At 57.6% G+C, this 23,400-nt stretch carries 23 protein-coding genes; 12 read left to right on the top strand and 11 right to left on the bottom strand.

All coding sequences use genetic code 11. The features are described from left to right. Positions 1–486, bottom strand: coding sequence for an acetyl-CoA carboxylase biotin carboxyl carrier protein (gene accB / locus Q1J88_RS04580; protein ID WP_301116372.1), 486 nt, complete (start codon positions 484–486; stop codon positions 1–3). A 211-nt stretch (positions 487–697) separates the two neighbouring features. Here accB and Q1J88_RS04575 point away from each other — a divergent pair, with 211 nt between their 5' ends. After that, a complete protein-coding gene (locus Q1J88_RS04575) occupies positions 698–1,513 on the top strand; it encodes a helix-turn-helix domain-containing protein (RefSeq protein ID WP_301116370.1) in 816 nt (271 codons plus the stop codon). A gap of 169 nt (positions 1,514–1,682) precedes the next feature. Here Q1J88_RS04575 and Q1J88_RS04570 read toward each other — a convergent pair whose 3' ends face one another. The 3 genes from Q1J88_RS04570 to Q1J88_RS04560 all read right to left on the bottom strand — a co-directional run bounded on the left by Q1J88_RS04570 (position 1,683) and on the right by Q1J88_RS04560 (position 4,346). Beyond that, a complete protein-coding gene (locus tag Q1J88_RS04570; RefSeq protein WP_301116369.1) occupies positions 1,683–2,885 on the bottom strand; it encodes a multidrug effflux MFS transporter in 1,203 nt (400 codons plus the stop codon). Between the two features lie 10 nt (positions 2,886–2,895). Continuing rightward, entirely contained in the window at positions 2,896–3,069 is a 174-nt protein-coding gene (locus Q1J88_RS04565; RefSeq protein ID WP_301116381.1) for a hypothetical protein, read from the bottom strand. 80 nt (positions 3,070–3,149) lie between these two features. Then, entirely contained in the window at positions 3,150–4,346 is a 1,197-nt protein-coding gene (locus Q1J88_RS04560) for an MFS transporter (RefSeq protein ID WP_301116368.1), read from the bottom strand. A 207-nt stretch (positions 4,347–4,553) separates the two neighbouring features. On the opposite strand from Q1J88_RS04560, the gene Q1J88_RS04555 reads away from it, so the two are divergent. The 4 genes from Q1J88_RS04555 to soxZ all read left to right on the top strand — a co-directional run bounded on the left by Q1J88_RS04555 (position 4,554) and on the right by soxZ (position 7,945). Next, entirely contained in the window at positions 4,554–5,606 is a 1,053-nt protein-coding gene (locus Q1J88_RS04555; RefSeq protein WP_301116367.1) for a cytochrome-c peroxidase, read from the top strand. A 185-nt stretch (positions 5,607–5,791) separates the two neighbouring features. Continuing rightward, positions 5,792–7,120: an FAD/NAD(P)-binding oxidoreductase gene (locus Q1J88_RS04550; RefSeq protein WP_301116366.1), complete on the top strand. Its 1,329-nt coding sequence runs from the start codon at positions 5,792–5,794 to the stop codon at positions 7,118–7,120. Then, positions 7,107–7,610, top strand: a complete 504-nt coding sequence (locus tag Q1J88_RS04545; protein WP_301116365.1) for a thiosulfate oxidation carrier protein SoxY — start codon at positions 7,107–7,109, stop codon at positions 7,608–7,610. Before Q1J88_RS04550 ends, Q1J88_RS04545 begins: the two co-directional genes overlap by 14 nt. An 8-nt stretch (positions 7,611–7,618) precedes the next feature. Beyond that, a complete protein-coding gene (gene soxZ / locus Q1J88_RS04540; protein ID WP_301116364.1) occupies positions 7,619–7,945 on the top strand; it encodes a thiosulfate oxidation carrier complex protein SoxZ in 327 nt (108 codons plus the stop codon). Positions 7,946–7,949: 4 nt separating this feature from the next. Here soxZ and Q1J88_RS04535 read toward each other — a convergent pair whose 3' ends face one another. Beyond that, the gene (locus Q1J88_RS04535) at positions 7,950–9,542 is read right to left on the bottom strand and encodes a Na/Pi symporter (protein WP_301116363.1); all 1,593 of its coding nucleotides are present in this window, start codon (positions 9,540–9,542) and stop codon (positions 7,950–7,952) included. 67 nt (positions 9,543–9,609) lie between these two features. Between Q1J88_RS04535 and Q1J88_RS04530 the strand changes: the two genes are divergently transcribed. Next, complete coding sequence (locus tag Q1J88_RS04530) at positions 9,610–10,530, top strand: spermidine synthase (protein WP_301116362.1); 921 nt, start codon at positions 9,610–9,612, stop codon at positions 10,528–10,530. Between the two features lie 16 nt (positions 10,531–10,546). Here the strand turns inward: Q1J88_RS04530 and Q1J88_RS04525 are convergent, their stop codons facing one another. Further along, positions 10,547–12,502: an SLC13 family permease gene (locus Q1J88_RS04525; protein ID WP_301116361.1), complete on the bottom strand. Its 1,956-nt coding sequence runs from the start codon at positions 12,500–12,502 to the stop codon at positions 10,547–10,549. A gap of 417 nt (positions 12,503–12,919) precedes the next feature. Between Q1J88_RS04525 and Q1J88_RS04520 the strand changes: the two genes are divergently transcribed. Next, positions 12,920–13,855 carry a glycosyltransferase family A protein gene (locus Q1J88_RS04520; protein ID WP_301116360.1) on the top strand — a complete coding sequence of 312 codons (936 nt, stop codon included), beginning with the start codon at positions 12,920–12,922 and terminating at the stop codon, positions 13,853–13,855. 25 nt (positions 13,856–13,880) lie between these two features. Next, entirely contained in the window at positions 13,881–14,585 is a 705-nt protein-coding gene (locus Q1J88_RS04515) for a tRNA-uridine aminocarboxypropyltransferase (RefSeq protein ID WP_301116359.1), read from the top strand. A gap of 9 nt (positions 14,586–14,594) precedes the next feature. Here the strand turns inward: Q1J88_RS04515 and Q1J88_RS04510 are convergent, their stop codons facing one another. Next, entirely contained in the window at positions 14,595–15,002 is a 408-nt protein-coding gene (locus Q1J88_RS04510; RefSeq protein ID WP_301116358.1) for a YchJ family metal-binding protein, read from the bottom strand. Positions 15,003–15,171: 169 nt separating this feature from the next. On the opposite strand from Q1J88_RS04510, the gene Q1J88_RS04505 reads away from it, so the two are divergent. The 3 genes from Q1J88_RS04505 to Q1J88_RS04495 are packed head-to-tail and all read left to right on the top strand — an operon-like array spanning position 15,172 to position 18,663. Then, complete coding sequence (locus tag Q1J88_RS04505) at positions 15,172–16,449, top strand: TIGR03862 family flavoprotein (protein WP_301116357.1); 1,278 nt, start codon at positions 15,172–15,174, stop codon at positions 16,447–16,449. A 48-nt stretch (positions 16,450–16,497) separates the two neighbouring features. Continuing rightward, complete coding sequence (locus Q1J88_RS04500; RefSeq protein WP_301116356.1) at positions 16,498–17,724, top strand: MFS transporter; 1,227 nt, start codon at positions 16,498–16,500, stop codon at positions 17,722–17,724. A gap of 3 nt (positions 17,725–17,727) precedes the next feature. Then, positions 17,728–18,663 carry a TIGR03571 family LLM class oxidoreductase gene (locus Q1J88_RS04495; protein WP_301116355.1) on the top strand — a complete coding sequence of 312 codons (936 nt, stop codon included), beginning with the start codon at positions 17,728–17,730 and terminating at the stop codon, positions 18,661–18,663. A 67-nt stretch (positions 18,664–18,730) separates the two neighbouring features. Here the strand turns inward: Q1J88_RS04495 and Q1J88_RS04490 are convergent, their stop codons facing one another. The 4 genes from Q1J88_RS04490 to Q1J88_RS04475 all read right to left on the bottom strand — a co-directional run bounded on the left by Q1J88_RS04490 (position 18,731) and on the right by Q1J88_RS04475 (position 21,727). After that, positions 18,731–19,507, bottom strand: a complete 777-nt coding sequence (locus tag Q1J88_RS04490; RefSeq protein ID WP_301116354.1) for a spermidine synthase — start codon at positions 19,505–19,507, stop codon at positions 18,731–18,733. A gap of 60 nt (positions 19,508–19,567) precedes the next feature. Next, on the bottom strand, positions 19,568–20,263 hold the full coding sequence (locus Q1J88_RS04485; protein ID WP_301116353.1) for a DUF2238 domain-containing protein: 696 nt from the start codon (positions 20,261–20,263) through the stop codon (positions 19,568–19,570). Between the two features lie 63 nt (positions 20,264–20,326). Continuing rightward, positions 20,327–20,692 (bottom strand): hypothetical protein, encoded by a 366-nt coding sequence (locus Q1J88_RS04480; RefSeq protein ID WP_301116352.1) that lies wholly within the window; start codon positions 20,690–20,692, stop codon positions 20,327–20,329. A 120-nt stretch (positions 20,693–20,812) separates the two neighbouring features. Continuing rightward, the gene (locus Q1J88_RS04475; protein WP_301116351.1) at positions 20,813–21,727 is read right to left on the bottom strand and encodes a pirin family protein; all 915 of its coding nucleotides are present in this window, start codon (positions 21,725–21,727) and stop codon (positions 20,813–20,815) included. Between the two features lie 557 nt (positions 21,728–22,284). Here Q1J88_RS04475 and Q1J88_RS04470 point away from each other — a divergent pair. Beyond that, the gene (locus Q1J88_RS04470) at positions 22,285–23,400 is read left to right on the top strand and encodes an inositol-3-phosphate synthase (protein WP_301116350.1); all 1,116 of its coding nucleotides are present in this window, start codon (positions 22,285–22,287) and stop codon (positions 23,398–23,400) included.

The following is a 23,400-nucleotide window of genomic DNA, read 5'->3' as shown; positions in this document are numbered from 1 at the left end:
CTATGTCCGCACCCGCATCAGCGGTTGGTCGTATTCCACCAGTTCTCCGTCTTGCACCAGAATCTCGACGATTGTCCCGCTGACACCGGCAGAAGTTGAATTCATCAGCTTCATTACCTCGATGATGCCGATCACTGTTTCTGGATTGACGCGGTCGCCAATCGAGACGAAGGGCGCCGCGCCGGGTTTGGGGGCGCGATAGAAGGTTCCGAGCATGGGGGCGCGAATTTCGTGCAGTGCCGAAGCGTCTTCAGTTGCGCTTGACGAGGCGGCAGGAGCGGATGGCGGGGCGCTTGGGGCCTGGCCGGGTGATGGCGGCCTGGTCGTCGTCGCCGTGCTTGGAGCGGGCGCCGATGGCGACGACGAGGTAGCGCCGTTTCGACGCAACTCCAGCTTGATGCCGTTCATTTCCAGCACCAGCTCATCAAAGTGAGAGGCGTCCAGCAACTGAATGATGTTCTGTACGTCGGTGTGGGTGAAACTCATGAATGGACTCCATGCCTGTTGGAACGTGCGTTCGTCGGGCGGCAAAGGCAGTTATGTCGAAGTACGGTCGTGCGCAAGTCAGCGTAAGGCTGTCGCGCTGCTGGCCTATGTCTCCGGCAATTTTTAATAGTGTTGAGTCAAGTGTTGCGCATCGTTTGCCGCGCTGCTAGCATTAGAGAGCATCTTTTCACCTGGTGAAAACCATATCTCTATGCGTGAATACAAAGTCAAGACCATCCGTGCACTTGACCGGGGACTCGAAGTACTGGGCTATCTGCACAAGTCGCGCAACGCCAGCCTGCATGACCTTCACCTGGCTACGGGCTTGCCCAAGGCCACGCTGACCCGGATCATCGCAACGCTCGAAGCGCGTGGCCTTGTATGGCAGCGGTTGGCCGATGGTGCATTCATGGCCAGCCACACCTACCAGCCGCGTCCGCCTCAAATCAACGATGAGGGCTTTCTGGTCGAAGTGGCTTCACCCATTCTGGGGCGCCTGTGTCAAAAGGTGAACTGGCCCTCCATTCTTGCCGTGCCGCGTCTCACTCACATGGAGGTCATCGAGACCAACAGCCCCAAGTCGTATTTTTCTCATATTCCATTGGGCCCCATAGGCTTCCGCGTCAACATGCTGCGCTCGGCAACCGGTCGGGCCTATCTGGCATTTTGTGGTGAGGCCGAGCGTCAGGCTGTGCTGCAGCGATTGCGAGTCAGCACCGAGCCGGGCAACTATCTGGCGCATCGTCCCGCGGCTGTGCAGTCGATCCTTGAACACACGCGGCGTTTGGGCTACGGCACACGGGCCGAAGACTTTGGCGGGCATTTCGACCACACGCGGCGCGATTGGGATGACAAGCGTGATTCGATTGCTGTACCCATTTGGGCGGGCGAGGAGGTTGTCGCCGTGGTGAACCTGACCTGGATACACAACGTGGCAACGGTGTCAGATATCGTCAGGCAGCACCTGGGTGACCTGATGCAGGCAAGCCGCGAGATCTCGGCTCAGCTTATGGCCCACAAGGTATGAGAATGTGCGGCGTCAAGTTCGGCAAACACCAGGGCCCGTTGGGCCGTCAGTCGCTTCCGCGCAATACCGGCTTCAGCGGTACCGGCATCCAGGAAGTACGGTTAATCAAGCAGTACGGTTAATCAAGCAGTACGGTTAATCAAGCAGTACGGTTAATCAAGCAGTACCGTTAATCCTCGATCAGCATGGTTCCCGGTTTCGGAAACCATGTAAAGCAGATCAACATTGAAACCAGGGCGCAGACGCCCATTATCGCTGTCAGTCCCAGTCCGCCGAAATGAGCCATGGCACCCGAAACACCCGAGATCACAGCGCCGAAACCAAACTGCATCGATCCCATCAGGGCTGACGCTGTACCGGCTTGATTGCCTTGCTGGGCCAGAGCCAATTGACTGCCTGTGGGCATCAGAAACCCCAACGACATGACGGCGACGAAGAGACCGCTAGCCCAGATGGCTACGCTGGTTCCCCCCAGCAGCAGATAAATGACCAGCAACAGCAATGAAGCGAAGTACACCACAACCATGTTGCGGAATGTTCCTGACACGCCCCAGCGACGATGCAGGCCTGGATTGACCAGAGCCGCGATCATCAGGCCGATGGCATTGACTCCGAAAATAAGGCTGAATTGCGTCGGCGTAAGTCCATACTCTGAAATGAACACGCTGGCCGATCCCGCAAGGTAGGCGAAGAATCCCGCCTGCGCCGTACACAGGGCCAGGGTATAAGGGATGAAGCGTCGATCAACGAATATCCGGCCATAAAGCGGTACGGTCTGGCGCAGCCTGAACTTCTGCCGGTCTGCAACTTTTCGGGTTTCCGGAAGAAGCATGGCAATCAGGGCGATGAGAACAATGCCAAATGCCACCATGAACCAGAAGATCGTTCGCCATGACCCGATACTTTGCAGCAAGTCACCTCCGAGTGGCGCCAACACTGGCGTGATGCCCAGTACGGCAAGCACCAGCGACATCATTTTCCCGACCTCGGGGCCTTTGAAGTGGTCCTTGATCACGGAAAACGCGATCACCATGCCAATGGAACCGCCAATGCCTTGCAGGAAACGCAGCCACAGCAACTGTGAGATATCGGTGGCCAGTGCGCAGGCGACCGATCCCAGCGTAAAAATCAGCAGCCCCAGATAGGACAGTGGTTTACGCCCGAACTTGTCAGAAAGCGGCCCATACGCCAGTTGTCCCAGCATCAGGCCGAGAAAAAAGGTCATGAGCGTAAGCTGTACTGCGCCTTCGCCCGCGTTCAAGGTTGCTGCCATGGCGGGAATGCTTGGCAGGTACATGTCGATTGCCAGAGGTCCGGTGGCCGCGAGCATGCCCAAGACCAGCACCATGAATCCTTTTTGTTTGTTGCTCATTTTTAGTGTGTCAGAATCCGCACATGGACATGAAGTTTTCCCATTGGATCTTCATGCCTGGAGTAAGGTGGCCGATGAAGCCCAGCGCCAATACTGCTGCAAGCACAATAAGCACCGCTGCTCGACGCAGTTTCACGCTGCGGGAGTTGCGGGCATGGCTGAGAGGTCGTGATGGGTGACTCATTTTGATTAGTTGGTTCGAGATCGGTCATTAACCCGGCAAGCGACGCCGCGGCAAAGCAAACTTGCCAGAACAGCCGGTGTTCAGGCCATTGCCGGCGCGGTTAACGGCCTTTCCCTGATGGGCAGGCAAAGCACCGCAGCAATTACTCCAAGCGCAATGCTGGCGAGCCAAACAATTGTATAGCTGCCTGTGGACTGGTAGGCGTACCCACCCCACCAGACGCCTATGAAGCTGCCGATCTGGTGACCCATGAAGGCGATTCCTGACAGCGTGGCGGCATACCGCAATCCATAAATATGCCCGACCAAGCCCAGGGTCAGTGGAACCGTGCCCAGCCAGAACAAACCCATCCAGGCTGCAAATACATACACGACCCACGGGGTGGTAGGCAGGACCATCAACCAGATAATGCCGAAGACCCGCATGAAATATACCCATGCAAGTATCGTCTTCTTGCTGTGTCGCTCTCCAAGTTTGCCGGCACCATAGCAGCCAAAGATATTGAACAGGCCGATCAGGGCCAGGGCCGTGGCGCCATGGCTTGCGTTCAGGCCATTATCAGTGAGGTAGGCGGGCAAATGAAGCGTCACGAACGCGGTATGAAACCCACATACGAAATAGCTCCAGAAAAGCAGATGAAAAGATCTGTCGCCCAAGGCCTGGCTGACTGCGCTTCCCAGCGACAACGTGCCGGCAGGCGTGTCGGGACGCCCTTTCAGGAACACCGTCAGGGGAATCGCCAGTGCCATCAGCATCGACAGGATAAAAAGCGCACCGTGCCAGTCGGCGGTCGAAATCATCGCCTGGGTTCCAGGGACGATCAGGAACTGACCCAGCATGCCTCCAGCACTGGCAAGGCCCATCGCGGTACTGCGGTAGTCGGCCGGTACGGCGCGCGCTACGACGGGCAGTATCACTGGAAAAGTCGTACCGGCCTGGCCGATTCCAACCAGCAGGCCGGCCGTCAAGTAAAGCTGCAGCTCGCTGTGCGAGAAATACATGCCGATAAGCCCCAGCACATAAAGTAGGGCACTGGCGGCAATGGTGCGACCCGATCCGTACCTGTCGGCAAGCACTCCCATGAAAATGGCACCCGCACCCCAGCACAGATTCTGTATGGCGAATGCCAATGAGAAGACGTCTCTTCCCCAGCCATTTTCCAGCCCCATCGGCTGCATGAACAGCCCGAACGTGGCGCGCGCGCCAAGCGAAAGCAGCGCAACCAGTGAAGCCGCATACAGGGTGCGCATGTACGAAGAGTTGGCGGAATGAGACATTCAAATCAACCAGAGAAGGGGTAACATGAACTCGCCGACCTTCGCATGGAACCTGGAATATCGGCCACGAAATCAGGGATTATACGGATTGATTGAGCTTCCCTTGATTTTCCTCAAATGTCCTGCTTGTGGATTCCCAAAATCGAAACAGAAATACGCTAAGGTCAATTCTTTATCGGTAACGTCTACTTACGTTGGAGTTTCGTCATGAAACGCGTTTTCTCTTCGTTATTGGCTGTGCCCGCCTTGTTGGTCAGTGCAGCGTCCTTTGCCCAATCGCCCGATGTAAATGAGTTACGAGAGCTTGCGGGTCGCTTGTTTGCCCCCATTCCTCAGGTGCAGGAAATCATCGAGCAAAAGAAACTCTCGAGCGATCAGATCGAGCTTGGAAAATGGCTGTTCTTCGAGCCCCGGCTTTCCAGCAGCCACATCATCACTTGCAATACCTGTCATAGCGTGGGCACCGGCGGCGCCGACAACATCCCCACGTCTATTGGTCACGGGTGGCAGGCAGGCCCACGCAATTCGCCCACCGTGCTCAATGCCGTATTCAACGCGGCACAATTCTGGGACGGGCGTGCGGCTGATCTGGCCGAACAGGCCAAGGGGCCGGTGCAGGCAAGTGTCGAAATGAACGCGACTCCCGACCACGTAGAAAAAACGCTCAAAAGCATTCCCGAGTATGTAGAATTATTCGCCAAGGCTTTTCCAAGTGAAAAAGAACCTGTGACCTTCGACAACATGGCCAAAGCCATTGAAGCGTTTGAAAGCACCCTTGTAACGCCCAACTCGCGCTTTGACCAGTTCCTGGCCGGCAAGGACAGCATGAGCGATCTCGAAATCAAGGGGCTCAGCCTTTTCATCAATAAAGGTTGCGTGGCCTGCCACTCGGGCATCAACGTAGGCGGGCAAGGCTATTTCCCGTTTGGGGTAATCAAGCGTCCGGGTGCGGATATTCTTCCCCCCGACGACAAAGGTCGCTTCACTGTTACCGCGACGGCATCTGACGAATATGTGTTCCGTGCCGGCCCGTTGCGCAACATCGCCCTGACGGCTCCTTACTTCCACAGTGGCGAAGTCTGGGACCTGGAAATGGCCGTCGCCATTATGGGTACAAGTCAGTTGGGCCAAGAGCTTGATGAAAGCGAAGTCAAGGCGATTACCGCCTGGCTGCATACGCTCACTGGCGATCAGCCGCGCGTCGAATACCCGACCTTGCCGCCCAGTACGCCTGCTACTCCGCGTCCGACCAGCATGTAAACAGCTGATGAGGTGGCCGGTTTTCCGGCCACTCTTTTGCCTGCCGCACAGAGGTGGTTGACGCAGCGCACGCAATTTGACGGCGCACAGTATGGCTCTATACGGATTTTGCTGATAAGCTGTGGCCACAGCCGGGGCTGGTCTGCCCCCTTCGGGATGTCATGTATGACTGCGAGGAGACCAAAATGGACCGTCGAAGCTTTTTGCTTACCCCTCCTGCCCTGGCCATCAGCGCCGCGGGTCTACCTTCAAATCTCTTGGCCGCACCGGCCGCAATCCATAGCCACACCACGCTGTTGCCGCGTCGCGGCACGGGACCACGAATCGTTGTTGCGGGCGGCGGTTGGGGAGGGATGACTGCGGCGCGCTTCCTGCGTCAGCACATTCCCGAGGCAGATGTTGTGCTGTTAGAGCGCAACCCTACCTTCTGGTCGGGCCCCATGAGCAACAAATGGCTGATCGACATTGTCAATACCGACTTTGTCAATCGCGATATGCTCAGCCCGGCCAATCGCTACGGCTATACCCTGATCAACACCACGGTCAATGGTATTGAACGAGAAAAAAAGTTGGTGCTTACCACACATGGCACCATCGACTACGACTACCTGATATTGTCGGGGGGCATACGCGACGCATACGAGGCCTGGTTCGGCAACGACAAATATGCCGCCGAATACACCCGCCGGCACTTCCCGAACGCGTATATCCCCAACGCTGAAATGTTTGCCCTCAAGCGCAAATTCAGGGATTTCAAAGGCGGTACGGTTGTCATGACATTGCCGCCACCACCTCATCGATGCCCGCCTTCGCCGTACGAGCGTGCTTGCCTGATTGCGTGGCATTTCAAAACCAACAACATCCCGGGCAAGATCATTATTCTCGATCCCAAGCCCAAGATCGCGCCTATCGGAGAGGGTTATCGTGCGGCGTTCCAGGAGCTGTATCCTGACATCATCACCCATGTCCCAAATGCCGGTGTGAAAGAAGTCGATCCGTTCAACAAGCGCATAAAAACAGCCGCAGGTGACTTCGATTTCGATCACGCGATCTTGATGCCGCCTCATCAGGCCGCCGATATCGTTTGGTATGCCGGCCTGATTGGCAAGAGACCCGATGGCAAGCCCACAGGCTGGGCCGATATTCACCCCAGGTTCTTTACTGCCAGGGACGATGACGACGTGTACGTGGTGGGCGACTCCATGGGCACCATTTCCGACCAGTTCGGACACTATCCAAAAAGCGCCCATGTCGCGCACGCCATTGGCAAAATTGTGGCAAAGAACATCGCTGAACGTGTGGCAGGCAAGGAAGTCGTACCGGTATTGCCTGACAACCTCTGCTACATGATGGTCAACGCAGACCCGCAAGAAGAGATCTCTGTTGTGTTCGAGTATGAAGTCGACAGCACGGGCAGGGTGCTGCAAACTCAAATCGACATGGATGTTCGCTCCCCCGACCTCGTCGCAAAAGATTTTGCATGGATCAAGAGCCGTTTTGATGACTTTCTCTGATATGCCCGCCAAGCGCTTCAAGACCCGTCGCCGCCTGCTGGAGGCTACTGCCCTTGGCGTAGGCATAGCTTTGGCCACGCCGGCACTGCGTGCGCAGCAAACCCCGGCGCATTTAAGACGCGCAGACCCGGCCGAAATCCAGGCAATTGTTGATGCGTTTCTCGGGGGCACCCAACCGGTTACAGAAGGCCTTAAGCTGGATATGCCGGTGTTGGGCGACAATCCGGCATCCGTGCCTGTCAAGGCCGTACTCGAAGTGCCCATCAGCCGCGACGTTTACTGCAAGGAATTGATACTTATTGCCGAGGGGAACCCGCGGCCTTTGGCCTGTCGCTTTGAGTTCACTTCGCTTGCCGGCACGACAGAGGTCGCGGTACGCATGCGCCTGATCGAAACTCAGTCTGTCCAGGCCCTGGCCCGCATGAGCGACGGCCGTGTCCTCGCTGCTCGTCGTCACATCACCGTGACGGCGGGTGGCTGCGGCATGTAGGAATCTTTATGAGCACACCCCGTATCTGGATAAGTAGCGATACGCCTCAGGCCGGCGACACTGTTCGCGTTCGCGTCCTTGTCGAGCACCGCATGGAAAGTGGAATGCGTGTCGGCCCTGATGGTGCAACAATCGCGCGCAATATTATTTCCCGGTTCGAGTGCAAGTTCGACGACGACCTGCTGTTTGTCTGGCAGCCGGAAACCGCTATCTCGCAGAACCCGTATCTTGAATTCACGTTTGTCGCACGCCAATCGGGCGAGCTGAACATGCGCTGGATGGACGATGCGGGAGCCGTGATCGAAGGAAAAAAAACCCTCACGGTAAGCGGCTGAGCGTTCAGGTTTTGGCTGTAGTGCTCTGTGCACTTTGATCCAGGTAAAGGCAAATGCGCCAGATATGCCGGCTGGTGCGTTCGAACCACCTGTAAACATCCGTGGTACGCAGGGCATCGGACGCCTTGTCGCCCAATGCTGTGCCGGCAAGCACCCTTTGGCGCGCCTCGTTCATCAGATCAGCTTGCACCGCGGCGTCGTTCTGGAGCTCCTGCAACCAGGTCTCAGATGCGTTCCCGCTCAGTCCAGCGCTTGCGGTGTCGGCCAGATGCGTGGCCATTTTCAGAGCCTGGCGGTAGTCAGATTCCCGGAGTTGCGCAGCTTGCCCGCACATGCTTCGAACACGCCCGAGAAGCCGGAGCAGATGGTCCACCGCATGCAGTTGCGCACTGCGTCGTTCCAGCATGCGCTCATCATCCAGTGGCAAGTGAATCCTTGCTGCAAACTCATACGTTTCGTCCAGCGTCTTCTCGATGCGTCCCAGATCTTGGGCCGCGCTGTCCGACATTATGCCCTTCAGCAGATCCTTGTACAGGGCAAGGAGGCGGCAGGATGTCTCGACAAGGGTCCGCTGCACTGTGTCCAGCGCCACTTCGGGGACGCCCAACTGGCTGACATCGAGGTGATGTTCTGGCTGCGCTGTACGGCCAGGAACCATTTTTTCTACGAGCGATGCGAATCTGTCGGTAAATGGCAGCACGACCAAGGCACCAAATGCAATGAATGTGCTGTGGAACGCGGCCAGAGCGATGGCGCCAGGGGCAAGGTCGATGTACTGACCAACGGCATATATGGCTCGTAAGAAACCCGGCAACAGCAGCATTGCGATCAGGCCCGCCGCGACATTGAAAAGTATGTAGGCAACAGCTGTTCGCTTCGCGTAGAGGGTGCCTCCAATTGAAACCAGAACGCCAGTGAGTGTGGTTCCAATGGCGGCACCGATAACCACGGCTGCCGCCTGATCAAAGTTGACCGCGCCCGCGTCGAGGGCCGTGAGCGTCATGGCGATGGCAGCTGTTGATGATTGCAGCACGGCAGTAAGTGCCAGGCCGACCAGCACGACCAAAAGATAAGCGCCGTAACCTCCGGTGGGAAGATGGGCCAGACTGAACATGGCTGCCAAGCCCTGCATGCCGTCCTGCAAGGTGTTCAAGCCCAGGAAGAGCATTCCGAAGCCGGCCAAAGCCTGCCCCAGACTGCTGCCTTTTCCTGTGGTCAGCAGCTTCATCAGCGCGCCGACGCCAATAAGGGGAAGCGTGTAAAAGCCCAGGTTTATCTTTAGCCCAAGACCCGAGACAATCCAGCCCGTGGCGGTGTTTCCGAAACTTGCCCCGATCACAACGCCGATCGCTTGCGAAAATGTAATCAAACCCGCACTGACAAAGCCGATAAGCGTGACTGTAGTGGCTGTGGACGACTGCGCAAGGGCAGTGATCAGGGCGCCCGATATAAACGCCTTTGCGGGGCGTCCTGTCAATGTCAGCAGGATGCGTTGGAGCGAGCCCCCGGCAAACGCTACCAGACCTTCCGAGAGCAGCATCATTCCGACCAGAAAAAGTCCCAGGCCCCCGGCAAAAGGAAAAATGACGTCAAGCATGTGCAAGTTGAAAAGCAGAAAGCGGCAGTATAGGTCTGAACAGGCGAACCGCGTTTAGAATTCAAGTATGAAGCATGAGCGCCTGAGTGCCGGAAAATCGTCCCGATCGCGATACCTCGCCTGTGTGCTGGTCGTAGCAGCTTGCCTTGCCGTAGCGTTTGCGATTTTTGCGCCGGCAGGGCAGACGCATGACGCGCGACTGGTACATGAAGAACCCTCCGAGTTTTCTACCGTCGTGGTATTTGATTACCTTGGTGAGCGCTGCATGAACTTTGAAAGCATGCACGCGGACGGCCGTCAGACATGCTTTGATCTGTCTGATCCCGACAAGATGGTGTTCGAATACACACGCATGATGACCAGCGCATTATTGGTGCAGCCAAGTCCGCGCAATGTGCTGGTCATCGGGCTGGGCGGCGGTACGTTGCCAAGTGCCCTGGCCAGTATTGTTCCTGACGCTGTGATCGACAGCATAGAAATCGACCCCGCCGTCGTCAGGGTTGCGAAAGCGTACTTTGGCTTTGAGCCGGGGCCCAGGCAGCGAGTTTTTGTGGAAGATGGCCGTCAGTACGTGCAGCGTGCTGCGGCGGAGGGCCGTCGATACGACATGATCATGCTGGATGCCTTCGATGCGGACTACATTCCTCCTCATTTGCTGACGATTGAGTTTTTCCGCGAGATCAAATCCATCCTGACAAAGAACGGCCTGGTGGTAGGCAACTCATTTGTGGGCAGCGATTTATACGACAGGGAGTCGGCCACTTACGGCGAGGTATTCGGGCCCTTTTTCAACCTGCGTGCGCGGCTGGACGGCAATCGCGTCATCATCGCCTCGGCTGGAAGCCTGCCGTCGCCAGAGGTCTTGAAGCAAAATGGGGAAGCGCTGGCCGAGCGATTGAAACCCTTCGGGATTGATGTTGACGTGGCTATCGCGCGGTTCACCCGGGTCGAACAGTGGCCGGACAATGCCGTCCCTCTGACGGACTAAGCCTCTATTGCGCGCCCTATAGTGGCCAAACCCACAACAACATGGGAATCGCGACAATACTCAATGCAATCTCCAGTGGCAGGCCCAGGCGCCAGTAGTCGCCGAATCGAAAACCTCCTGGTCCAAGGATCAGGGTGTTGTTCTGATGGCCAATGGGTGTCAGAAAGGCCGCCGACGCACCGATAGCGACTGCCATCAGGTAGGGATCCGGATTCACGCCAAGCTGCTGTGCGGTACCTATGGCGATCGGGCACATGATCGCGGCGGTGGCGGCGTTGTTGATGACGTCCGACATCGTCAGCGTAACGGCGAGCACCACAACAAGCGCCCAAATGGCATTGCCTTGTGCGACGTTCTCGAGCAGGAATACGGCGATCAGTTGAGCGGTGCCAGTTTCTTCCATTGCCTGAGCTACCGGCAACAGGGCCCCCAACAGAACAATGACCGACCAATCGACAGAGTCGTACATCTTGCGCAAGGGCAGCACCCGAAGCACCATCAAAAGCACGACGCCCAACAGGAAGCTGATTGCGGCGGGCAGAATTCCGGTTGCGGTCAGGGCGATGGAAAAGACCATAATGCCTGCGGCTGTCAGCATGTTGCGTCGATTGGGACTGCGCAGGGGGCGTGGAGCCAGTGGCGCACAACCTGTGTCGGATGCGAAATCGGTAATCAGGTCGCTGGGCCCTTGCATCAAAAGCACGTCGCCATCGCGTAGCGAGGTATGGCGCACGCGACTATGGATGCGGGCGCCTTGGCGTGAGATGGCGAGCACGGTAATACCGTAGCGCTTGCGCAGATCCAGATCTCTGGCACTACGCCCGAGTAGTGGCGAGCCAGGCAAGATCACAAGTTCCATCAGCTCGACATCAGAGGCCTTGGTGGTTTCCTCGATTTTCTTTTCTTGCTCCTTTTCCGGATCTTCTTGCTCTGGTTCGTCTGTGTCGTCGTAGGCGACGCCGACATTGACACCGCCGTCATGGTGCTCTTCACGGCGATCTCCAAGTGAGGCCGCGTTCAGCCCTTCTTGCGGATTCGAGTTCGTATCGGATTCATCGTCGTACTCCTCATCTTTCTGGGCGTGGTCTTTGCTTTCACCAAATTCAAGTCCCAGACTATCCAGCGCCTGGGCCATGGATGCGGGATCGGCCTCAATCAGGACGACGTCGCCTTCACGCAGAGAGCCGGCAGAATACGGCGGTACGCGTACTTCGTTGCGAACCAGGCTGATGATTTGTGCGTCCGCCTCGGCCAAGGCAGTTTCGGCTTCGTGCAAGACCATGCCGATTGCTTTGGAGTGAGGAGCGACTCGTGCCTCAGTCAGGTAGGCACCCGTGTCAAAAGAGTCGGCGCCGGCACGTTCCCGGGCCGGAACAAGACGCCAGCCGATCAGCCCGACGAATACGAGGCCACTGGCGGCGACAATGATGCCCACTGGCGTGAAATCGAACATTCGAAATCCGCTCAGACCGTCATAGGTGCGAAATCCGGAGACAATCAAGTTTGAGGGGGTGCCGATAAGGGTCATCATTCCCCCCATCATGGTGGAGAACGATAGTGGCATCAGGACCTTGCCCGGCGCGATGTCAAGGCGTTGCGCCATCTGTATCGCTAGAGGCATTAGTAGCGCAAGTGCGCCAACATTATTCATAAAGCTCGACATCACCGCTGCGAGTGTGCAAAAAGCGATGATGGTGATGGATGGCCCTGAATTCGCCGGTAGCAGACTTTGCGCCAACTGGTCGACGACGCCGGTGTGAAGCAGCGCTGCACTCAGAATGAGCACGCACGCAACGGTGATGACAGCAGGGTGGGCGAAGCCGAGGAAGGCGTCTTCAGCGGGCACCAGCCCCAAGAGGACCGTCGCCAGAAGAGCGGCGGCCGATACGATGTCATGACGCCACCGTCCCCATAGAAACAGGCCCAATGTTGCAACGAGTATGGCCAGAATCATCCACTGGGGTTGTGTCATGATGCGCGAGTCCGTAGGGCGTCGATAGCGAGTCCACACTTTACAGAAAGCCGATTTTCCCTGCAAACACGATGTAACGGCTTTGTTTGGATGAACGACCGTGTCGGAGCGACTTGAAAATCGCGCGGCTAAATCCATATATATAAATGGTGCCTCGATTCGTGATGCGAACGAGGCTTCGCAACCCGGCTCGGCCGAGATTCGTTTCACTTGTTATTACAGGAGCATACGATGAGTGTTCGACTTTCCAAGCCCTGCAGCCTCCCAAGCGAACCTTCTTCCGTTCAGCACGACCCGCGCACGGTCTTCACATGACCCGCTCAACCTGAGCATCGCTGAATAAGTTCAACCCATATCCACGTCTGCTCGCGAGCTTCTGCACGCGGGTTGTTTGCGCACGTTCTCTGGGAGGGAGCAGTGAAAAGCAGTAACAGACGCATCAGCATTGTTGTCGCCACGCATGAACGGCCCGAACTATTGCGGCGCACCTTGACGAATGTGACCAGACAGACGCTACAACCTTTGGAGGTGGTGATCGTTGACGATGGTTCCGGTCCGGCCACGCGTGATGCCGTGTTTCATTGGAAGGAGAGTACCCGGCCGCGCTTTCACGTCCACTATCAGTGGCAACAGAACCAAGGGCCCGCGACCGCCAGAAACAGAGGTCTGGAAGCGAGCCGGGGCGACTGGGTTCAATTTCTGGACGATGACGATTTGATGGCACCGGACGCCTTGGAGCAGCTGGCGGCAGTGCTTGAAGTCGGGCAGACCGGGATTGCCATGGCTTCGTATCAGTATTGGCAAAATGGCAATCCCACCGGTACTTGCGTCGCTCCGAAAAATTTGGATGCAGACGGCAGGCTCAGGGCCATGATTCAGGGAACCTGGTTTGTGCCTATCCACGGCTACCTGTTTACACGATCTGCGCTGGAGCAGATTGGGCCCTGGAACCCCGTCCTGACTTCACAGGAGGATGACGAGTTCTTGCTGCGGGCCGCCATGGCCCGAGTGCCCATGCACCCGGCGCCCAAGGCCAAGGTGTATTACTGCCAGCATACGGGTCCACGCCGCGCGACACCGGGCAAGCCCGGGGAGACCGAGGCGCAGGGGCTGGAGCGACGGATGTACGCCGACTTGGCAATTCGTGAATTGGCATTCGAGAGCCTGAGCCAAAAGGAAGACATCGAAAACTACCGTATCAGCTTTGGTCTTTGGCAGATGCGTCTGCGCAAGCGGTATTTGCCATATCTGCACAAGCTGAATCCTCCGAGCGAACTCCTGCAATGGCTGGCTGCACCGGTAGAAGAGGACAGTGATGCGTCGGACCTGCCGCCGCCAGTCGCATCTGTGTAAGACCGGGGTCTCGTAAAATGGGGCCATGCCCCCCAGCCTCAAGCTACCCCGACAGCGCTGCCAACGCTGTGCAAGACCCTTATCGCATTGCCTTTGCGAGCATGTGCGCGGCGTTTCGAATCGCACCCATGTCTTGATACTGCAGCACCCGGACGAAGCCAGGCATCCGTTGAACACCGCCAGACTGGCGCTGCTCGGCCTGCAACATGCCGAGCTGTGGGTGGGGGAATCGTTTCCCCAACTGGGTGCCCGGCTTGGTGAAGCGAATCGGTCTCTGCTGCTGTTTCCCGATGCGAAGGAAGCGCCCTCGCCGGGGGCTCAATCACCTGACCTGCATAGGCCGCCTTCGCCGGACCTGCAAGAGGCGCCGTTACTGGGGATGCAAGAGGCACCGTCGTCAGACCAGCAGCCGGACGCCGAACTGCAAGACATTTTGTTGATTGTTCCAGATGGTACCTGGCGCAAGGCAGGACGTATTGTCAATGCGAATCCCGCATTGCAGTGCTTGCCCAGACTGTCTTTGCAAGCGAAGCAGCCTTCGGGCTACATCGTACGCAAGGCGTCAAAGCCTCATGCGCTGTCGACTGTTGAGGCGATAGTATGTGCGCTGGAGCTCCTGGAACCCGGTCAAGATTTCCGGGCCTTGTTGGCGCCGTTTCAGGCGCTTGTCCAGCAGCAGATAAAGGCCATGGGTCCTGAGGTTTTCAGACGAAATTACGCAGGAAAATAGCTAGATACACTATTTCTGAACGAAGTCGCCGTCCACGTAAAACCAGCGTTCGTTCTCGCGCACGAAACGGCTTATTTCGTGCATCCGGTCAGCCTTGCCCTGATAGCGTGAGCGGGCGACGAATTCTACGGTGGCGTGGTTGGGATCAGTCTGTTCATGACGACGAACCTGAAGGCCGAGCCATTTCAGACCGGTTGCGTTGGGCTCGATACGCGCCGGTCGTGTAGACGCGTGCCAGGTTTCAAGCAGATATTCGGTTTCATTCAATACGTAGGCGCAGTAGCGAGAGCGCATCAACGTCTCGGCATCAGGTGCCATCAGGTATTGCGGGCCTTGATGCCAGCGGCCACAACATGCTTCGTAGTTCTTCCAAGCGCCACAAGGACATGGCATCGTGGCGGTGTCATTTTTTTTCATGCATGAATCCGGAGTTCGCTTGCGACCAATAGTCAGAGGTTGGGGCGAAATTGGGAATTGCAAGTGACTGCGCGTCTTGCCCGGGCCGGTGAATGCGGTGCCCTTTGTCATGGTGAATCTGGCACCAGGCCTTACAATTTATACCCCGATTTTCACGGAAAGCCGCCCCATGTCCGATGCTGTTCATACCCATATTGCCGTTATCGGAGCGGGTCCTGCCGGGCTCATGGCGGCGGAAGTGCTATCGCGGCACGGGCGGCGTGTAGTTGTTTATGAGGCCAAGCCGTCGGTCGGACGCAAATTTCTGCGGGCCGGCATTGGCGGCCTCAACATCACGCACGCCGAGAATTATTCGCAGTTTCTTGAGCGATACGGATGTCGGCAAACGCAGGTCGAGCCCATGGTCAACAGGTTTCCGCCCGCTGCGATCCGAAGCTGGGTCGAATCGCTTGGCATACCAACCTTCGAAGGGTCGTCAGGCAAGGTTTTTCCGCAAGGGATGAAGGCTGCCCCCTTGCTTCGCGCGTGGGTGCAGAGGCTGCGTGGGCAGGGCGTGGAGTTTCGACTGCGTCATCGCTGGATGGGCTGGGACACCGATAACAGTTTGCTTTTTGAGGCTGAAACCGGCCGGTTCAAGGCCTGGCCCGGCGCAACTGTGCTGGCGGTGGGCGGTGCCAGCTGGCCTGAATTGGGATCTGACGGAGCGTGGGTAAGCCGGCTGCAAGACAAGGGCATTCCGGTTACGCCACTGCAAAGCGCGAATTGCGGATTCGACGTAGCCTGGAGCGATCATCTGCGTCAAAGATTCGCCGGTACGCAACTGAAATCGGTGACACTTGGCTTTACCGATGGATCCGGCAAGCGTCTTGAGCGCCGTGGTGAACTCATCATCAGCGAATACGGGGTAGAGGGCAGCCTGATCTACCAGTTTTCGCGGCACTTGCGAGAGCGCGTGTTCAGCCATGGCAGCGCTACCTTCACCATCGACCTGGTTCCCGAACGTAGTTTCGATCAGGTATGCGCCGAGATTCGACATTCACGCGGCTCCCGGTCGCTATCCAGTCATCTCAAGAGCCGTCTGGGTATTTCGGGGGTGAGAATGGCCTTGATCCGGGAAACCCTCGGCCGTGACGCAGGGGCCGATTCGCTGCGTTTGGCCCGAACCATAAAGGCGTTGCCCATTACTGTCATGTCGGCCCGTCCTTTGGCAGAAGCAATCAGTACAGCCGGCGGTATTGCCTTTGAGGCGGTAAATCCGGACCTGATGCTTAAAGAATTGCCGGGCGTATTCGTGGCCGGTGAAATGCTTGATTGGGAAGCGCCCACCGGTGGTTATCTTCTGACAGCCTGCCTGGCGCAGGGGCGATGGGCGGGCGAAGGCGTACAGAAATGGCTCACGGCACACCCGAATGGATTACAGTACCCGGATATTCCTTCAGGAACCTGAAGCGCCCAGAGCCGGCCAAGACGCCGGAATGCCTAATCGAGGAAGACAGTGTCCAACGCAGAACAAGCTGTGCCACAAACTACTGGTCCAACCCTTTCCGTCAGCGAGCAAAAGGGGAACATCGCCCGCCTGACAGCGGCACAGGCGCTGGCCGGGGCGAACGCGGTGGTGGTGTATGCGACAGGGTCAATTGTGGGGCATACATTGGCGCCGAGTCCTGCCCTGGCCACGTTGCCGATATCGATATTCGTCGTGGGAATGGCGGCATGTATCCTTCCTGCCGGCGTTGTGGCTCAGCGTCATGGACGGCGCGCAGCCTTTATGGCGGGGACGGTAGCAGGCGTATTGGCCGGACTGTTCGGGGCCCTGGCTGTGTGGCTTGCCTCGTTCTGGGTGTTTTGCCTGGCAACATTCTGTGGTGGTGCATACGCCGCTGTCGTCCTTTCATTTCGCTTTGCAGCCGCCGACGGTGTCAGTCCGGCGATGCGGCCCCGTGCCTTGTCATTCGTGATGGGCGGCGGGGTGGCAGCCGGCATTGTCGGTCCGCAGCTGGTTACGTACACGATGTATGTCTGGCCGGCCTATATGTTTGCCGCCACCTTTCTGGCTCAGGCAGCGGCTGCCGCTATTTCGGCGCTGGTTCTGCTGGGTGTCAGGTTGCCCAAACCGACAGCGGCCGAAATTGCCGGCGGGCGTCCGTTAAGCCTCATCGCACGTCAGCCCCTGTTCATTACGGCCGTCATTTGCGGGGCCGTATCGTACATGCTGATGAACTTCCTCATGACCGTGGCTCCTTTGGCCATGAGGTTATGCGGCCATTCACAGGAGAGTTCCAATCTGGGCCTGCAGTGGCACGTCATCGCCATGTATGCGCCCAGCTTTTTTACCGGCCGCCTTATTTCCCGATTCGGAGCCGGACGCATAGTAGCCGTGGGCCTGGCCCTGATCGGCCTCTCGGCCGCCGTCGGCTTGCTGGGCATCGATGTCGCTCATTTTTGGGGCACACTGGTTTTGCTGGGCGTGGGCTGGAATTTCGGATTTATCGGTGCATCGGCCCTGGTGCTCGAATGCCATCGCCCCGAAGAAAAGGCCCGGGTTCAATCATTGAACGACTTCATCGTTTTTGGAACCATGGCGGTCGGGTCTTTTGCATCGGGTGGGATACTGGCCATGTATGACTGGGACACCGTTTTGTGGGTCTCGTTTGTTCCGCTGATCCTCGCTGTGGCGGTTATGGCGCTGAATGCCCTCCGCAAAAAACCCCTGCCGCATTGAACAATGCCTACGTTTAATGCCGCCTATCACACGCTTTTTCAGCCTGGCCGGCTGACGCTTGGCCTGATGACGCCGCTGGCCCATCAAGGGAAAGTGGCCAATATGGATGATGCGTTCACGCAGGCGCGAGAGGCCGATCAGCTTGGCTTTGCCGCCTTGTGGACACGTGATGTCCCATTGATGATTCCACAGGGTACGGATAATTCCGTGGCTGCGCTGGACGATCCCTTTCTATGGCTGGCGGGCCTGGCAAGCGTGACTTCGACTATTGCACTTGGCACTGCGGCTATCGTGCTGCCATTGCGCCACCCACTGCATGTGGCCAAAACAGCATTGAGCTTGAACAGGATCAGCCGAGGACGTGTGATTCTGGGCCTGGGGTCTGGCGATCGGCCCGAAGAGTTCGCTTCGTTCGGCGAAGATCTCGAGTTGCGGCGCGAAACTTACCGCGAGCGTTGGGAATTATTGCGCGCGGCTCTTTCTCCCGATCCCGGCGATCGAACGCGTCTGCTCGAGCACACGGGCGGGTACGACCTCATGGAAGCGCCCAGCGAGCAGATTCCCATGATTGTCGTTGGATCGTCGCGCCAATCCGTGCAGTGGATAGCGGCGCATAGCGAAGCCTGGGTCACGTATCATCGTCCCGAAACGCGTCAGCAAAGCCGCATTGGTCTTTGGCGTGGCGCGCTGGATCAAAGCGCCGGGGGCGCCGACAAGCCATTTGTTCAATCCATGCAGCTCGACCTGCTTGAAGAGGCGTCCGCACCGCCGGCTGCGCTGGATTTGGGCATTCGCACCGGACGACACGCCTTCCTGGACTACCTGCTTCGTCTGAAGGAACTGGGGGTGGGGCACGTGATGCTCCATCTTCCTCCTGGCAATCGTCCGCTTGCCGAGGTTGTTCAAGAGCTGGGCGAAGAGATCATCCCTAAAGTGTGACGGGCGGTGCCCATCTGACCTTAATCATTCAGTCGCAGCCCTGGCCAGGACCGTGGCGCTCATCACTCTAACTTGGGCCAGGTTCCTCGCTGCCATCGCTCATCCAGTGATACAAGCCGTCGACCCAGGCTCTGGCGGGCAGGCGAAAGGTACGGTGTATCTGGTCTGCCTTGACATACAAGTCGGCGAAATCCACATTTGGAGCCCGTTTGAACGCAATGGCCACTATGTTTCCGTCATGCACTTCGGGCAGCCAGGCCACCGCTTCGAACGACTTTTCGATCATCTGGATATGCTGCAAATGCTCCGGCCAGTCGCAATACAGATTGATGGTCATGATGCCGTCAGCGGTCAGGCAATTGGCACACATGGCGTAGAACGCTTCGGTGCTCAGCAGCGGGCTTTTGGCTTGCGTGTCGTACAGGTCGACCTGCAAGATGTCCACGCTGCGCCGACGCGAGAAATCGGCAACGTAGTCAAGCGCGTTCATGTGAAGGACATTGAGGCGGGCATCGTTATCGGGCAGACCAAAGTGTCGCCGGCATAGTTCGATGACGCCCGCGTCAATTTCCACCGCCGTCACTCGCGCGTCGGGCAGGTGAAAGAAGCAGAACTTGCTGAGTGCTGCGGCACCCAGGCCGAGTTGAACCACATGCCTGACATCGTCGCGAAACAGCAGCCACATCATCATCTGCTGCACGTACTCCAGTTCGATATCGAAGGGCCTGTCGATGCGCATGGCACCCTGAATTACCGGCGATCCCAGATGCAGGGTACGCACTCCGTCGCTTTCCTGAACGAACGAGGAAGACAGGACGGTATCCAACTGGGGCTTGGTGTGCATGGTTGATGGTGGCGGAGGAAACAAAGCGAAAGCAGCGAGGGTGGTAGCCTACCAGAGTGATCAGTGGTACGCCTGAGATTTCATTTTATGCGACCACTCCCAGGCGGGGTCGTGTTGCAGCTTTTTATTGATCAGAGCAATGATCAGGACGGCAATCAGGGCGCCGAGCGCTGCAAGGGCCATATCCTTGTGGGCGTCCCACACATCACCTTGGGTTCCCAGGTAGTGCATGCCCAGGTCGCCGCCGAACAGTTCGGCAGCACCCCATTCAATCAGTTCGTACAAGGCGGAGGTGCTTAGCGTGACGTCCAGCGGCAAAAAATAACCCCAGAATCCGCGAACTTCGACCACACGCAGGAAAAACTCCCGGATCGGATACACCAGCAACAACCCATAGCAGAAGTGCACCAGACGGTCGAAATGATTGCGCTGCCAGCCCAACATCTCGTTAAGGCTGTGGCCTGTCAGCGACTGGAACCATGCGTCGTAGGGGACTTCTGAGTAGGTGTAATGGGAGCCAACGGCGTGCAGCGCCAAAAACGCCAGAATCAAGTACAGCGAAACATCCGAAAACCGGAAGCTGTTGCGTACCAGCCAAAGAAGCAACACCAAGCCCGCGACCAGGGCGTTTTCCAGGACCCACGCGGAGCGATCGGAAGGCGCTATGCCCAGCCACACCCATAGAACAGCATACAGCGTGGCGGCTACGCGTACGCCGGTGCCGGGCAGGTTCTGAAGAGGAGGACGTGTATCCATGTCCGCGAGTATATCCTCAGCCCTGCCCTCGCCTTGTTCCAGGTTTGATGGGGTACAGGCCCTTTATGGCTTGGCCAGATGCCAGACGCCTCCCACGCCGTCGCCGGTTGTGTCGCCTGGCTTGGTGTCCTTGGCAAACAGGTATAAAGGCTTGCCTTTATAGGCCCATTGTGGTTTTCCGTCGTGGCTTTCTACCAACGTCCAGTCGCCGCTGGCGGTATCGTCACGTCCGGCCAGGGCCGGTGGCCAGTTTTTGGCACACTGGTCGGCACAATTGCTCTTGCCTTCAGTGTCCTTGTCGAACGTGTATAGCGTGGCACCGGTTGAATCGACGAAATGTCCGTTCTGGACCTTGGGGGGATCGGCCCATGCCGTGAAAGCCAGCATGCTGCCAAACAGCAGCACGAAGATTGTGTTGCGTTTAATCATGGATGCTCCTTGCCGAGAGGTGCCCGGCCGGCATCCGGAGGTGCTGCGTCCCGGAGGTCGGGCACACAGAGTGAGCGCCCCACACAGGGCGTTTTGTCATCGTATCGGATTCGGTGTCTGCTAGGTGTTACCAGTTGGAAATCTGCCGGTCGAGACACCGGGTGGCGGTGGCTGATCCGGCAAAGGAATGAATTCCTGGTTATCCGCATCCGGCAGCTTCATTCTTCCTGCTTTCCAGTCCGCCGCCGCCTGGGCAAGGCGGTCTTTCGATGAAGAGACAAAGTTCCAGTACAAGAATCGCTCTCCGAGCGGCTCGCCGCCCAGCACCATGACAGTGCTGGGTTCCACGGCGCGAAAATGCATGGCTTCAGCAGTAAGCACGAGCATCTGACCTGCGTAATAGCATGTGCCGCCCAGCTCTATCGATCCGGTCACAATATAGATGGCGCGCTCGGCATGCCCAGCCGGCATTTCAGCGGCGGCTCCACTGCTCAGGTCCAGGTGTGCGTAGAACATGGGTGAGTGGGTTTCGACGCTGGCTTCAAGGCCGTAGGCGTTACCTGCAATAAGCCGCCCCGTCACGCCGCCATCCTCCCAATGTGGCAACTCGCTGCCGGCGTGGTGCGAGAACGAAGGTGACGTTTCCTCAAGGTCGGTGGGCAAGGCGACCCAGGCCTGAATGCCGTGCAGCTGATCTCCGTGCAAGCGCGCACGCTCAAACCGTTCACTGTGCGAGATTCCGCTACCGGCCGTCATCCAGTTCACTTCCTTTGGCCGTATCGGCTGCTCATACCCGAGGCTGTCGCGATGCATGATTTCGCCCGAGAACAGATAGGTGACCGTGGACAGGCCGATGTGGGGATGCGGGCGGATATCGTAATTGTTCTCGCTGTTCGCTGCGATCTGCAGCGGCCCCATGTGGTCGAAGAAGATAAACGGGCCGACCATGCGTCGCTTGGCAAAGGGCAGGACTCTTCCAACCTCAAAGCCGCCGCCGATATCGCGGCGACGCTGTTCGATAAGCATTTCGATCATATTGTCTCCTGGTGGGCACCGCTTACGCCGCTAAGCAGGTTGAGGTATCTGTCGGCAGGTGTCCTGAACAAGGCGTTTGTCTGTTCACTGCGTATTTTTGTGGTGACTCAGGACACTACTTGCCATTACACCGCAACAACACCCCGGAGTGTTAGAAACTTTTGGCCGATAACGGCGTCGCCACTCCTGGCCGGAAGCGGCCCGGGAAACCTCTGCGTTTCACTCTGGGCTGTCCGGAAGATGCTGACGATAAAAAGAGTGTTCAACCCGAGTTCTGCTCCGGGATAATCGGCGCCAACTTGACAATCCGCCAAAGCTTTCCTAGATTAAATAAGCCCTTACGAAAAAGAAGACGGGCATCTTCCTTCCGTAGCTCAGCTTTTCAGCCTTGGCTACGGCCGCTCATCAGCATGTCGATCCCTCGACGCCGCTGATGCCGGCACCTCTATGTGCCGGACGATATCTGCTCTCATCCCGATCGCGTTGCCACGCTGTGAAACCCAGCTGTTGGTTGCGTGCGTCAGCGCGGACGGCGAGCTTTTATTGGAGATTCTTATATGAATGCAATTCAAATCGCCATTGTTGGCGTGGGCAACTGCGCCAGTTCCCTGATTCAGGGGATCCACTACTATCGCGACAAGTCACCAGAGGACGCAATCGGTCTGATGCACTGGAAGGTCGGCGGCTACGGCCCCAGCGACATCCGCGTAGTGGCGGCATTTGACATCGACGAGCGCAAGGTCGGTCGCGATGTCCACGAAGCGATCTTCGCTGAACCCAACTGTACAACCGTGTTCCAGGCAGATCTGCCGCCCTCGGGCGTCAAGGTCAGTATGGGTGCCGTGCTGGATGGCTACTCCGAGCACATGGCCGAACACCCCGCTTCGCGCAGCTTCGTCAAGTCCTCACAGCGCGAAGCGGACATGGACGCCGTGGTGAAAATCCTGAAGGACAGTGGCGCCGAAGTCATGCTCAACTATCTGCCGGTGGGATCGGAAGAGGCCACACGCTTCTATGCCGAGTGTGCCTTGCGCGCGGGCGTGGCTTTTGTGAACTGCATTCCCGTGTTCATTGCAAGTGACCCGGAATGGGCAGAGCGCTTTGCTCGCAAGGGCATTCCGTTGATTGGCGACGACATTAAGGCACAGTTGGGCGCCACCATCACGCACCGCGTACTGACAGACCTGTTCGCACGCCGGGGCGTGAAGCTTGAGCGAACCTACCAGCTCAATACCGGGGGTAATACCGACTTCCTCAATATGCTGAACCAGAGTCGTCTGGCGTCCAAGCGCGAGTCCAAGACCGAAGCGGTTCAGGCCGTGGCAGCCAGCCGTCTGGATGACCAGAACATTCATGTCGGACCTTCGGACTATGTACCTTGGCAGAATGACAACAAGGTTTGCTTCCTTCGCATGGAGGGCAAGCTTTTCGGCGACGTTCCGATGAATCTGGAGCTTCGTCTGTCGGTTGAGGATTCGCCGAACTCTGCCGGAGTGGCGATTGACATGATTCGTTGTGCCAAGCTTGCGTTGCTCAACGGCCAGGGTGGCGTTATTGATTCGGCCTCTGCGTACTTCTGCAAGCACCCGCGACGCCAGATGACTGACGATCAGGCCCACGCCGAAGTCGAGCAGTTCATTTCTCAGTGCGTCGAGCAAATCAAGGCTGCCTGA

This window comes from Pusillimonas sp., from assembly GCF_029263785.1.
Lineage (GTDB): Bacteria > Pseudomonadota > Gammaproteobacteria > Burkholderiales > Burkholderiaceae_B > Pusillimonas.
This window is presented reverse-complemented; position numbering and strand designations above follow the sequence as displayed.